Origin of the sequence: Paraburkholderia sp. EB58, from assembly GCF_050436665.1 — a bacterium.
Classification (GTDB): domain Bacteria; phylum Pseudomonadota; class Gammaproteobacteria; order Burkholderiales; family Burkholderiaceae; genus Paraburkholderia.
This window is the reverse complement of the sequence record NZ_JBNDMQ010000005.1, coordinates 260,766-273,575: the sequence shown is the minus strand read 5'-3', so window position 1 is coordinate 273,575 and position 12,810 is coordinate 260,766. Positions and strand designations below refer to the sequence as shown.

10 protein-coding genes are annotated in these 12,810 nt (G+C 62.2%); 3 read left to right on the top strand and 7 right to left on the bottom strand.

Annotated elements, in window-relative coordinates; genetic code table 11:
* Positions 1–42: 42 nt before the first annotated feature.
* The 3 genes from xylF to xylA form a co-directional block, all read right to left on the bottom strand.
* The gene (gene xylF / locus P3T40_RS10130; protein ID WP_429267545.1) at positions 43–1,071 is read right to left on the bottom strand and encodes a D-xylose ABC transporter substrate-binding protein; all 1,029 of its coding nucleotides are present in this window, start codon (positions 1,069–1,071) and stop codon (positions 43–45) included.
* A gap of 225 nt (positions 1,072–1,296) precedes the next feature.
* Positions 1,297–2,775: a xylulokinase gene (gene xylB / locus P3T40_RS10125; RefSeq protein ID WP_429267544.1), complete on the bottom strand. Its 1,479-nt coding sequence runs from the start codon at positions 2,773–2,775 to the stop codon at positions 1,297–1,299.
* Positions 2,776–2,910: 135 nt separating this feature from the next.
* Positions 2,911–4,233: a xylose isomerase gene (xylA, locus tag P3T40_RS10120; RefSeq protein WP_429267543.1), complete on the bottom strand. Its 1,323-nt coding sequence runs from the start codon at positions 4,231–4,233 to the stop codon at positions 2,911–2,913.
* Between the two features lie 332 nt (positions 4,234–4,565).
* On the opposite strand from xylA, the gene P3T40_RS10115 reads away from it, so the two are divergent.
* The 3 genes from P3T40_RS10115 (at position 4,566) to P3T40_RS10105 (ending at position 7,691) form a co-directional block, all read left to right on the top strand.
* On the top strand, positions 4,566–5,783 hold the full coding sequence (locus tag P3T40_RS10115; protein ID WP_429267542.1) for a XylR family transcriptional regulator: 1,218 nt from the start codon (positions 4,566–4,568) through the stop codon (positions 5,781–5,783).
* A 69-nt stretch (positions 5,784–5,852) separates the two neighbouring features.
* Positions 5,853–6,932, top strand: a complete 1,080-nt coding sequence (locus P3T40_RS10110; RefSeq protein ID WP_429267541.1) for an aldose epimerase family protein — start codon at positions 5,853–5,855, stop codon at positions 6,930–6,932.
* Between the two features lie 354 nt (positions 6,933–7,286).
* Positions 7,287–7,691, top strand: a complete 405-nt coding sequence (locus P3T40_RS10105) for a hypothetical protein (RefSeq protein ID WP_429267540.1) — start codon at positions 7,287–7,289, stop codon at positions 7,689–7,691.
* Positions 7,692–7,768: 77 nt separating this feature from the next.
* Here P3T40_RS10105 and P3T40_RS10100 read toward each other — a convergent pair whose 3' ends face one another.
* The 4 genes from P3T40_RS10100 to P3T40_RS10085 form a co-directional block, all read right to left on the bottom strand.
* Positions 7,769–8,713, bottom strand: a complete 945-nt coding sequence (locus P3T40_RS10100) for an AEC family transporter (RefSeq protein ID WP_429267539.1) — start codon at positions 8,711–8,713, stop codon at positions 7,769–7,771.
* A gap of 120 nt (positions 8,714–8,833) precedes the next feature.
* Positions 8,834–10,552 (bottom strand): NAD-dependent malic enzyme, encoded by a 1,719-nt coding sequence (locus P3T40_RS10095; protein ID WP_429267538.1) that lies wholly within the window; start codon positions 10,550–10,552, stop codon positions 8,834–8,836.
* A 268-nt stretch (positions 10,553–10,820) separates the two neighbouring features.
* A complete protein-coding gene (locus P3T40_RS10090; RefSeq protein ID WP_429267537.1) occupies positions 10,821–11,990 on the bottom strand; it encodes a diguanylate cyclase in 1,170 nt (389 codons plus the stop codon).
* On the bottom strand, positions 11,950–12,675 hold the full coding sequence (locus tag P3T40_RS10085) for a hypothetical protein (RefSeq protein WP_429267536.1): 726 nt from the start codon (positions 12,673–12,675) through the stop codon (positions 11,950–11,952). Before P3T40_RS10085 ends, P3T40_RS10090 begins: the two co-directional genes overlap by 41 nt.
* Positions 12,676–12,810: the final 135 nt, after the last annotated feature.

Genomic DNA, 12,810 nt, shown 5'->3' with positions numbered 1-12,810 from the left:
TGCGTTCAACACGCAACGGGCGCCATCGCGCGTCGGTCCCGCTTATTGGCTCGCGAGTTGTGCCTGGGTGTAGAAACCGTCCTTTATGACGATATCCACGTTGCTCTTGGTCAGCAGCGTCGGCTGCAGCAGGACGGTGTCGACCTTCTTCTTGCCGTTGTCGTACTGCGCGTTATAGTCGGGCTTGTCACCCTTTGCGAGTTGCACGGCAAGGTTCGCGGCCTGGCTCGCGATCAGCTTGAGCGGCTTGTAGACGGTCATCGTCTGCGTGCCGTCAATCAGACGCCTGACAGCCGCAAGGTCTGCATCCTGACCCGACACCGGCACCTTGCCGGCCATATGCTGCGCCGCGAGCGCCTGAATCGCGCCGCCCGCCGTGCCGTCGTTCGACGCCACGACTGCATCGATCTTGTTGTTGTTCGCGGTCAACGCATCTTCCATGATGCGCAAGGCCGTGGAAGCGCTCCACTCCGGCACCCACTGCGTGCCCACCACCTTGATGTCACCGCGGTCGATCGCGGGCTTGAGCACCTTCAACTGGCCCTCGCGCAGCATCTTCGCGTTGTTGTCGGTCGGTGCGCCGCCGAGCAGGAAGTAGTTGCCCTTCGGTTGTGCGTTGTAGACGCCTTGCGCCTGCAATTCGCCGACCTTTTCGTTATCGAACGAGATGTACGCGTCGACATCGGCATCGAGAATCAGGCGGTCATACGACACGACCTTGATGCCCGCTTTGTGCGCTTCGGCCACGACATTGCCCAGCGTTTTCGAATTGAACGGCACGATGACGATCACATCGACGCCGCGCGAAATCAGGTTTTCGATCTGCGAGATCTGGCGCTCTTCGCTGGCATCCGCCGATTGTACGGACACCTTCGCGCCGAGCTTTTCCGCTGCGGCCACAAAATAGTCGCGATCGCGCGACCAGCGCTCGACGCGCAGATCGTCGATACAGAAGCCGATTTCTGGATGATCCTTGCTCGCGTGCGCAAGCGGCGCGGCGAGCGACAGGCTGGCGAGCACCGCTCCACATACGAGCGAACTCAGAACGGAACGACGCGTTGCGAATTTCATGTCTCACTCCTCTTCTGTTATAGCCGGCAATACCGGATTAGCAGCCTGCGCGGCGAACCGCGCGGCCGATACATGACAACGATGGACTACCCCTGTTGCGGCGCAGCCAGGGCGGCCGCGCAATGCTATTTTTATGCACTCCTATGCAGTCGACTCACCGCGGCGCAGCGTTCACCGCGTACTTTCCGAGGCGTTTGTGAGGCGCGCTACGTCCTACTGTTGACGCTAGGCGTCCAAGGCAAACACCGGTCCAAGCGCGCGATACAGCGCGTGAAAGGTCGGGCGTCGTTCATTGCTGTACCACGCGTGACGCACCATATCGGGCTCACGCACAGCAAGAATTTCCGGCGTCGGACAGATGGCGTCGAGCGGCGCATCCGGTTCCAGGGCAAGATGAGCGAGACGGGCCGCACCCAACGCCGGTCCGACTTCACCTCCGGCGCGCAAAGTGAGCGGACGGCCTGCGATATCCGCGAGCATCTGTGTCCAATATGCACTGCGCGAGCCGCCACCGATTACGGAAATTTCATCGGGCACGAGGCCTGCCGCGTGCAACGCGTCCATGCCGTCGAGCAGGCAGAAGCCCACGCCTTCGAGCGTGGCGTTCGCCATGTCAGCGCGGTTCGTTTGCGGCGTCAGGCCGTAAAACACGCCCTTCGCATTGACGTTGTTGTGCGGTGTGCGCTCGCCCGACAGATACGGCAAGAACCACGGCCGCCGATCGCGCGCTTCGGCTTGCGCATCGGCAAGCAGCGCGGCGACGTCCGCATAGCCCGTCAGTTGTGCCGTGAAATCGAGGCAGCCCGCCGCGTTGAGCATCACCGACATCAGATGCCATGTCTCCGGCAAGGCATGGCAGAAGCTGTGCACCGCCGAAGCGGGGTTCGCGAGGAAGCCGTCCGAGACGGCGAAGTACACGCCGGAGGTGCCAAGCGACAGCATCGCCTGCTTCGGCTTGACAATGCCCACGCCAACGGCGCCCGCCGCGTTGTCACCCCCACCTGCGACTACCGGAATCTCGCGCAGGCCCCACTCGCGTGCAAGCTCGGGTTTAAGCGCGCCCGTCACGCGATTGCCTTCGAACACCGCCGGCATCTGCTCGCGTGACAGACCGCAGGCCGCCAGCAACGTCGCGCTGTAGTCGCGCTGCGCCACATCGAGCCAGAGCGTGCCGGCAGCATCCGAGGGATCGGTGGCGAATCCACCCGTCAGCAGATAGCGCAGATAGTCTTTCGGCAACAGCACGTGAGCGATGCGCGCAAAGATCTCCGGCTCATGCTTGCGCACCCACAGCAGTTTGGGCGCCGTAAAGCCCGGCATGGCCATGTTGCCCGCAATCTCACGGAGTTGCGGCACGGAAGCTTCCAGTTCGCGGCATTCGGTATCCGAGCGCCCGTCGTTCCAGAGAATCGCCGAACGCAAGACCTCGCCTTGCGCGTCGAGCAGTGTCGCACCGTGCATCTGGCCCGTCAGGCCAAGCGCTTCGATCTGTGTTGCGCGAATGCCTGCCGCGCGCGCTTCGCCCAGCAGATCGGCAAGCGCTGCCTTCGTTGCATGCCACCAGTCGTGTGGCGCCTGCTCGGACCAGCGCGGTTGCGGCCGGCTGACCGAGAGCGCATGCGTCGCGGTGCAGCGCACGCGCCCATCCCGGTCGAGCAACACGGCCTTGACGCCCGACGTGCCGAGGTCGATACCGATGAACATGTCTCCATCCTCGTTTTGCGCAAGTGTGCGCTTCGCCAGCCCATGTGCAATTGCGAAACTGGCGAGTCATCCTAATGTTTTTCCACACCTGGCCGACGCGCATTGGCGCCGGCCAGGTATGCGGGTGAGTGAAGCTCAGCGTAGACCGTAGATTGCCTGATTCACCACGCTTTCCAGCCGTTCCTGCTGGCCGCTGGCGTGCTGCGGATTCAGGCCGCGGTCGAGCGCGTCGCTAGCGAGCGTCGACAGCGAATAGCCACCGGAAAGGATCTTGCGGCCGAATTCCGTCTCCCAGCCGGCGTAACGCTGGCGCTTGAACTGTTCGAGGCGGTCATTTTCGACCAGCACCGCAGCGCGCTCCACAGCCAGCGCCAGGTTATCGATCGCACCAATGTGGCCGTAGAACAGGTCCTCCGCATCGACGCTCTGACGGCGCACCTTCGAGTCGAAGTTCATGCCGCCCGTCGTAAAGCCGCCATGCTTGAGGATTTCATAGAAGGCGAGCGTCAGTTCCTCGACGCTGTTCGGAAACTGGTCGGTATCCCAGCCGTTTTGCGGATCGCCGCGATTCGCGTCGACGCTGCCGAAGATGCCGAGCGCAAACGCCGTGGCGATCTCGTGATGGAACGAGTGCCCCGCCAGCGTCGCGTGATTGGCTTCGATGTTGACGCGAATGTCGTTTTGCAAGCCGTATTGCGTGAGAAAACCGTGCACGGCAGAGACGTCGTAATCGTACTGGTGTTTGGTCGGCTCCTGCGGCTTCGGCTCGATCAGGAGCGTGCCCTTGAAACCGATCTTGTGCGCGTGCTCGACCACCATGCTGAGAAAGCGCGCAAACTGTTCGCGTTCGCGCACGAGGTCGGTATTGAGCAGCGTGTCGTAGCCTTCGCGGCCGCCCCACAGCACATAGTTCTCGCCGCCGAGGCGCTGCGTCGCATCGAGCGCATGGCGCACCTGGGTGGCGGCAAAGGCGAACACTTCGGGGTTCGGGCTGGTCGCCGCACCGCCCGCATATCGCGGATGTGAGAACAGGTTGGCCGTGCCCCACAACAGCTTGACACCCGTGTCCTGCTGCTTGCGTGCAAGATAATCGCTGATGCGGGCGAAATTCTCGCTGTATGACTTCAGGCTGTCGCCTTCAGGTGCGACATCGGTATCGTGGAACGTATAGTAAGGTGTGCCTAACTTCGAGAAGAACTCGAACGCGGCGTCGGCTTTCTGGTGCGCCCGTTCCATGGCATCACCCGGTTGCTGCCACGGGCGATGAAAGGTCCCCTGGCCGAAGATATCGACGCCCGGCCAGACGAAGGTATGCCAGTAGCACACGGCAAGGCGCAGATGCTCTTCAAGCGTCTTGCCGAGCACGCGCTTGGTGCGGTCGTAGTGGTGAAAGGCCAGCGGATTATCCGATTGCGGACCTTCATAGCCAATCTTGGGGATGTGTTCGAAGTAGGACATCAGCGTCTCCTGTCGACCGGAGTTAGTGCTTCAGCACTTACTCCGGTCCCATTAAAAGGTGTTACGTTATTGTGCAGTGCAACCCGCGCAGCGTCGTGCAGCATGCCCGTGCCGGGTTCGACAAGGTGACGCCATGCTGCCAGCCTGCGCCCTGTGCCCGCAATTGCGAAATTGCGCAGCCCACCTAATGTTTCTCACCGCTTGCGCCGTTCTTGCGAGCACGCATTGCAATCCCAGCCTAAAATAACCAGACACTTAAAAACCGGTGCGACGCTGCACCCTATTGGAGACAATGGCCCGCCGGCTCGCAAGGCCCCGTGCCATCCACCGTGATGACCCGACCCCAGACGCCGCAGACGCCGCATCGGATCGCGCTGCTGTTCAACGCGAACAAGGTGTATGACCGCGAGATCATCACCGGCATCGGTAATTACCTGCTCTCGACCCGCGTCGCGTGGGATCTGTTTCTCGAAGAGGATTTCCGCTGCCGGCTGACGGGCATTGAACGCTTCGACGGCGACGGCATCATCGCGGACTTCGACGACCCCGCGGTAAGCGAAGCGTTGCGCGGTTGCCGGCTGCCGGTGGTGGCGATCGGCTCGTCGTACGAGGACGAGACGCACTACCCGCCCGATTTGCCGTACATCGCAACAGATAACGCCAAGCTCGTTTCGCTCGCCTATACCCATCTGATCGGCGCGGGTTTGCCCCATTTCGCGCTGTACAGCCTGCCGCAGGCGCCGGAGAACCGCTGGGCCCAGCAGCGCGAGCTAGCCTTCGCCGGCCTGCGTGCCGCCGAAGGCCGTAGCGCCGAGGAAATCGACACTGAGATCTATCGCGGCCTCTCGACCAGCGCACCCGCATGGAATCAGGCCACCGAACAGCTCACCGGCTGGCTCGAAAAGCTGCCCAAACCCGTCGGCATCATTGCGGTCACCGACGCCCGCGCGCGACACCTGCTGCAAGCCTGCCTGATCGCCGGTATTGCGGTGCCCGAGCAGGTCTCGATCATCGGCATCGACAACGATCCGTTGACGCGCACCCTCACCCGCATTCCGATCTCGTCGGTGATTCAGGGTACCGAGGAAATGGGCCGTACCGCCGCACACTTGCTGCATCAGATGTTGCACGGCGCACGCTTTCCGGGCCGGCGCATCCGTGTGCCGCCGGTCGGCATCAACGTGCTCGAATCGACCCGCCACCAGCCGCTCGCGAGCCCCTATGTGATGCGCGCGCGGCACTTTATCCGCCAGTACGCCTGCCAGGGCATCCGCACCGAACAGGTGGCCGATTACGTCGGCGTGTCGCGCTCTTCGCTGGAAGAATATTTTCGGCGCGAGTTGCAATGTACAGTGCATCAGGAGATCCTGCGTCACAAGCTCGATGCTGCAAAGGCGCTGCTCGCGAAACGCGATGCATCGAGCGCGGAAGTTGCGATCCGTTGCGGCTTCACCTCCTTGCAGTACATGTATGCGGTGTTTCGCCGTGAACTCGGCTGCACGCCGCGCGAATATCAGGAACGCACGAAGTCCACGGCCGCGCCCGGCTAGGCGCGCCAGGCACGGCTAAATCTGGCGCAGCCTCTCTGCGCTTTGGGAATCCTTTACTCTCCTGCCGATATGATCAGTCACGCGCAATTTTCCTCCGAGCCCTGGGGCGCTGTGCCCGGCGGCGACCCGGTCCAGCTTTTTACGTTGCGCAACGCGCATGGCATGAAGGTCAGCATCAGCGACCTGGGCGCCACGCTGGTTTCATGGCACGCGCCCGATCGCGCAGGCAGGCTTGGCGATATCCTGCTGGGCCACGACACGCCGGCCGAATATCTCGCCTCAACCACTTACATGGGCGGCCTGATCGGCCGCTGGGCCAACCGCATTGCCGGCGCGCGCTTCACGCTCGACGGCATCGAGTACACACTCGATCGCAACGAAGGCGACAACCTGTTGCATGGCGGCAGCACCGGATTCAACCGTCTGCATTGGGAAGCCGCCGAAGACAACGGCGCGCTCGTGATGCGGCTTGAATCGCCCGAAGGCGATGCGGGCTTTCCTGGCCACGTGACGGCTCAGGTGCGCTACACGCTCGATGACGACGGCACCTTGACGATCGCTTACGAGGCAATCACCGACGCACCGACGCCGCTGAACCTGACCAGTCATCCGTACTTCAACCTGAGCGGACAAGCGGCGAGCGATGTGCGCGGACACGTGGTTTCGATCGACGCCCCGGCATTTTTCGAAGTCGACGCGGCCATGATTCCCTGCCGACGCGCGGAGGTCGCGGGCAATGCGTTCGACTTCCGGCAAAGCGCCCCGCTCGGCGCGCGTCTCGACTGGCCGAATGCGCAGCTCGCACTCGCGCAAGGATTCGACCACTGCTATGTGCTACCCGAAGTATGGGAAGCCGCGGCGGGCGCGCAGCCGGTGCGCGAGGTGGCACGCGTCTACGAGCCTGGTAGCGGACGCGAGCTGAGCGTGCTGACCGATCAGTGGGGCTTGCAGTTCTATACCGGCAACCACCTCGAAGGCGAGAAAGGCCGCGGTGGATTTACCTATTCGAAATACGCCGGCCTCTGCCTCGAGGCGGGAGGCTTTCCGGACCAGATCAATATGGCCGATCAAACGCAAGTTGTGCTTCGACCCGGCGAGGAATACCGGCAGGTTACGCAGTATCGCGTCGGGGTGCGCACCGGCGTTTGAGCTGACCCTCGCGCATGCAACAGATTTGCACCTGCATGCGCGAGATCGAACGATTCGGCTGCGTTATCTCCCACTACGCATAACGCACAACTGCGCCTCGCCCGATTACCCCATTGGCGTTCAACAAAAGGCGCGATCCCTCTATTTGGCAGCTGGTTTCAAGCGCGAATCGGCGTGATAGAGTCCTGCGGGGCCGCTCAGAAGGCGGCAATCGATCAACGGCCTACTCGCCCTGCCGCGTAAAGCCAAAGGAGAAACAAAATTAACAAAACCCTGACAGTACTGCTTACTGCGACCCTTTCGTTGTCCTCGATACATGCGTTCGCGGGCAATGCCGCGAACTCCCAGACTGCTTTGCAATCCGCCAACGCGGTCATCGTCACCGGCGCATCGAACTCGAACAATGGCGGCGCCAAGAAGGACCGTGAGACCTTGTCCATTTCCGCAGTTGATGCCAATGGCCCCGTAGCCGATGCGAAATGCGTACTGACGAACTCCAAGGGAGACTGGTCGGTCTCGGCTCCCGATAGCGTCGAAGTGCGCCGCTCAGACTCGGACCTGCAGATCAAATGCGAGAAGTCCGGCTATGACGCGGTAACGACGACCATCAAGGCATCGAAGACACAGATTCCGCGCCCGCAATTCCACTTTGCGGCAGGCGGTAGCGGTGACGACGATGAGGACGCAATGATTACGGTGCCGCAATATGCGCCGTCCATCACAGTGACGTTCGGCAGCAAGCAAGCCAACGCCAATTAAATCACGATGCCCCAGGCATGAGCCGGGCAGGATTGCCGCGCGCTGGCCACGAGGCGAGCGTCGCGGCGCCAGCCCAGTCAGAAGAAATAAGCGATTAGCAGTCCTTCCGTTACGATACCCAGAATCGTACTGATCAGGATCGTGGCTGTCGCATCGGCCGTATACGTCTTCGACTTGAGCGCAAACATCGCAGCCGCGGTGGCCGTCGGCACGGCGCCGGTAATCACCGCCTGGTGTGCGGGCGCCCCCACTACGCCGAACAGTATGGTGCCGAGCACCATGAGCGCCGGCTGCAGGAAATTCTTGATGGCCAGATTGGTCAGCACGTTGGCATTGATCATGAAGCGCTCGCCATAGAGCATGAGTCCGAGCGCGAACAACGACGCGCCGCCAGCCGATTTAGCGATCAGGTCAACGGAGGTGATCACCGGCTCGGGCAGCGTGACGTGAGCGAAGCTGAGGACCATCCCGGAGATCGGCAGCCAGACAATCGGATTGATTACCGCGCGCGCGACGCTCTGCCCGAAAATGCGCAAAACATCAGGCTTGGCGTGTCCCTCCTCGTCCGGACCGCCGAGATTCGTCAGGACAATGGTCAGCGGCAACATGAAGATGCTGGTGATGAGATTGCCGACGAGCACCGCCAGAAACCCCTCAGGCCCGAATACCGCGGCGAGGATGGGCGCGCCGAAGTACGCCATATCGGGAAAAGCGCACACCAGCGCCTGCATGGTGGCCGTGCGCAGATCATGCCGGAACACGAAGCGGCCGATCGCAAGCGCGATCAGATAGGTTCCCATCAGCCCAAGCGTCAGGGTCAGCGCAAAACCCACGTTATGCAGCTTGTCCGGCGAGGTCTTGACCGCTCCTTCGAACAGCGCGAAAGGCAGCGCAAAGCGGATCACCAGTGTCGCCAGCACGCCGGCATCGTCGTGCTTCAGAAGGCCTATACGGCCCGAGAACCAGCCGAGCAGGATGACAAACGCGACCGGCAGCAGCCCATTGAGGATGGTGTTGAGCACAGGGAGACTCCTGCTTGTTTTTATTGGTCAGCGTGGTGAGCCCGTTCGGCGGGCCCACCTGATCGGTCTACTTGAGCGATGCGCTTCTTCAGGCCGCTTCGTCAGTCCTGCTTCTTCGGCTTACTTGGTGCCGGACTTGGCCCGCTGATATGGCACGTAGTGCGGCGTCCAGACCTTGCTGCGAATCAGGCCTTCGATCTGATCGGTATTCACATCCTTGGTCAGACCTTCCTTGTGCGCCTGCAGCGCCGCCGCGAGGGCCACCGAGACCGCCACCTCACGCAATGAAGTCACCGGCGGCAGCAGATTTTTGGCAGGATCGCTGCGCGCGGGCGACGCCGCTGCGAGCGCTTTCGCGGCCGCCATGAACATCTGGTCGGTCACACGTGACGCTTTGACCGCGATCGCGCCGAGACCCACGCCCGGGAAAATGTAGGAGTTATTGGTCTGGTCGACCTTGAACTTCGCGCCGTTGCGCTCAAGCGGCGGAAACGGAGTGCCTGTGCCAATCACCGCCCTGCCCTCGCTCCACGTTTCCAGATCCTTGGGCGTGGCTTCAGCGCGCGAGGTGGGATTGGAGAGCGGAAAGATCACAGGCCGCGAATTGTACTCGGCCATTGCACGAACCACCGGTTCGGAGAAGGCACCGGCCTGCCCCGATACGCCAATCAGCACCGTGGGCTTCGCATTGCGTACGACGTCCAGCAGCGCGACCCTGTCCGGATGATCGAGCTTCCAGTTGGCAATGGCCGCCTTGTCCTGCAGGAACGGCTGCTGAAACGAGGCGATACCGTCCATCCCGTCCACCAGCAAGCCATCGCGGTCGACCATGAAAAAGCGTTTGCCCGCTTCGCTATCCGTGAGACCTGCATCGGTCATCGCCTTGCGAATGAGGCTCGCAATCCCGCAGCCGGCCGAGCCCGCGCCCATCACGGCAATGCGCTGCTCCGTGAGCGGCACGCCCGTCACGTTGATCGCCGACAACAGCGTGCCTGTCGCCACCGCCGCGGTGCCCTGCACGTCGTCATTAAAGGTGCATAGACGGTCGCGATAACGTTCGAGCATGCGCGTCGCGTTGTTCTTGGCGAAATCCTCCCACTGCAGCAACACATGCGGCCACCGCTTTGCGACGGCTGTCACGAAGGCTTCGATAAAGTCGTCGTATTCCTCGCCGCGAACGCGCTCATGACGCCAGCCGATGTATAGCGGATCGCTCAGGCAATCGGGATTGTCGGTGCCGACATCGAGCATGATCGGCAGCGTCGTCGCAGGATGCAGCCCGCCGCACCCCGTGTAGAGCGCCAGTTTGCCGATCGGGATGCCCATGCCGCCCGCCCCCTGGTCGCCCAGCCCGAGGATGCGCTCGCCATCCGTTACCACGATGGCCTCGACCTTGTCGAAGCGCGGGTGCGCGAGGATCGCCTCGATCCGCTTCTTGTGTGGCAGGCTCAGAAACAGGCCCCGCGGCTTGCGGAACAGGCGGCTGAACTGCTGGCAGCCGGCGCCGACCGTCGGTGTATAGACGACAGGCAGCAGTTCTTCGAGATTCTGCACAAGCAAAGCGAAAAACAACGTCTCGTTGGTGTCCTGCAGATCACGCAGAAAGGCGTAGCGCTCGATGTCCGTCGCAAAGCTGCGCAGCACCTGGAGGCGGCGCGACACCTGTTCCTCGAGTGTGCCGATGTTGGGCGGCAAAAGCCCATGCAGATCGAACGTGTCGCGCTCCGACTCGGAGAACGCGGTTCCCTTGTTCAGCAACGGATCGGCAAGCAATTCGTAACCTGAGCGCGCGGTCTCGATGAACGCAGTGGACGCCTCGGTCGTCGATACCTTGGACATGGCAAATCTCCTCAAAAGCGATGGGGATCGTCAAGGACAGCCTATCTACGGTGTATGCGGGGTTGCATTGTCAGATTGCTTCTAGTCGCGAGGTCGAGATGGAACACGTACCCGCATCGCAAGCTGAATAACCCTAATCAGTCTAGGCGGCAAAATCGCTGGCGTCTGTCAATTCATGCGGAAAAATAGTGTTTCCGCACGGCCGCCTCGCCGACCGGCGTTGTAACGGTTCGTACATATTCGGGAGTGCGAGCGGGTGCGGTCTTCGTCAAAGCGCCTCCGATCGCTGTACGCGTGTCGCGAAAGCGTAGCCGTTCTTGCCGCTACGTTTAACCTGGTACATCGTCTCGTCCGCTACGGCGAGCAAGTGCCGGTAGTCTTCGATGGGTTGCGGAAAGCTGGCGATGCCAATGCTGGCACTGACAAAGCCAACCCGCATCTGCTCTCCTGTCTCGGCAACACAGGCGATCAGACGCTCCGCAATCGCGCCTAGTTCGACATCCGTGGAAAATCCGCGCACCAGCACAGCAAACTCGTCACCGCCGATGCGTGCCACCACGTCGACCAGACGAAGCGACTCGCGAAAGCGCCGCGCTATCGCGATCAGGAATTCGTCGCCGACGCGATGACCGAGCGAGTCATTGACCTGTTTGAAGCCATCCAGATCGATATAAAGAACGGCGAGCGTGTGAGTAAGCGGATCAGCCCTCGCTCCGGGCGGGGTTTGCGCAAGCTCGGCAAACAGGTGCCGCCGGTTTGGCAGCCCCGTCAGCGCGTCGTGCAACGCAGCGAACTCGAAGCGGTGCGACTCGCGTGCCAGTTGACGCGTGCGCTTCGCATACATGCCGAGCGCGGTAACCAGCGCGGTGAAGATCAGCGCCGACAAAACCATCAGCGTCTTCGCGACACGGGCGATCCGGCTGCGAAGATCAGCACTGACGAGATCACGCCGCGCGCGCCAATACGCCGCCTGCGAGCGCAGCAATGCATCTGTATCTGCGAAATTGACGTCGGGCGACAGCGCGCGCTGCGAGATGCGGGGCGCTGCTGCCGGATCCGCATTCACCAGCGCAGCGACGGACGCAAGGCGGGAGGCCAGACCGATACGCGCATTCCGATAGTCTTGCGGCTCACCGGCGCTATCTCCATTATCTCCAGTTAGCGGCCGACGGGCGTTGGCCAGGTCGCGGGCGCTTTCCGCACGACCAATCGCGTCGAGAACCAGTCCGGTATATTCCTGCTTCAACTGGTCCGAGAAAATCGCCTTGATTTGCAGCGCGAGGACAAGAAGCCCCGCCAGCAGACACAGCAATCCAGCCCCGGCCAGCGCGGCCGGCCCCCATCCGAAGCGCACCGTAAACGCAGGCTTGCGCAGGGCGCGCGCTGGACGATGCCGCTCAGGAGTGGGCGTAGAGGTCTCGCTGGCTTCCGTTGCCATGCTGCCGATAGCTCACGCGATGAAAAAACGATTCCATGCGCGCGAACAGACCGTTATTGGGCTTGGCGCGCGGTGCCGGACGGTGGCGAGCTTGCTTCGTGCTACCGCTCACCGTGGCGGATTGCACTGTGCTCGAATGGGGCGCGAACGAATCTGGCGGAGCAACATCACTTGACTCCGGCTGGGCAGACGAAGCCAATGTGGTCAGATCTGCTTCCGCAGCATCGGCGAGCGTGGGCGGCGGTGCCGCAGGCGGCGTGGCCAGAGCCACACGACCCGACCACGCTGTCTGTTGCGTCGGCACGGTGGCTGCGACGGGCGGGAGCGTCTGCTGCTCGGGCGCGATCGTAACACCGGCTGCCAGCGTCTGGCGCTTCGGCATGGTTACAACCCCGGCCGAGAGCGTTTGTTGCGCCACAGTCATGGCTTTCGCGTAGGCTCGCTGGTCCTGGTCGAACCATACACCGTACGCGACCGTAGCCAATACCCCAACGGTCAACGCACTCGCCGAGGCGACCCAAAGCGCCAGGCGACCAAACCGTGCGGGCGGTGAGGCAGGCGCGGGATCATCGTCCTGATCAAAATCTTGACTGAATTCCAGCCCCGGATCTCTAGAGGGGCTGTCCGCGGGGTGATCCGCAGCGTTATCCGCCCCCGATTCCGGCAGTCCGGTATGCTTGGCCATGGCGATTTACTCCGAACCCGTCTTCGACATCGCGACAGATTATGTGCTGATGATCGCGCAACATTCGTACTGTAGACCCTCAGCGCATGAAATTCATCCACGCGCGGTTACAGCGTCGGCGATAGCCTGTTAAGC

Coding starts and splice junctions, on each gene's coding strand:
- xylF (WP_429267545.1), bottom strand. CDS start 1,071: ATGAAATTCGCAACGCGTCGTTCCGTTCTGAGTTCGCTCGTATGTGGA.
- xylB (WP_429267544.1), bottom strand. CDS start 2,775: ATGTTCATCGGTATCGACCTCGGCACGTCGGGCGTCAAGGCCGTGTTG.
- xylA (WP_429267543.1), bottom strand. CDS start 4,233: ATGTCCTACTTCGAACACATCCCCAAGATTGGCTATGAAGGTCCGCAA.
- P3T40_RS10115 (WP_429267542.1), top strand. CDS start 4,566: ATGACCCGACCCCAGACGCCGCAGACGCCGCATCGGATCGCGCTGCTG.
- P3T40_RS10110 (WP_429267541.1), top strand. CDS start 5,853: ATGATCAGTCACGCGCAATTTTCCTCCGAGCCCTGGGGCGCTGTGCCC.
- P3T40_RS10095 (WP_429267538.1), bottom strand. CDS start 10,552: ATGTCCAAGGTATCGACGACCGAGGCGTCCACTGCGTTCATCGAGACC.
- P3T40_RS10090 (WP_429267537.1), bottom strand. CDS start 11,990: ATGGCAACGGAAGCCAGCGAGACCTCTACGCCCACTCCTGAGCGGCAT.
- P3T40_RS10085 (WP_429267536.1), bottom strand. CDS start 12,675: ATGGCCAAGCATACCGGACTGCCGGAATCGGGGGCGGATAACGCTGCG.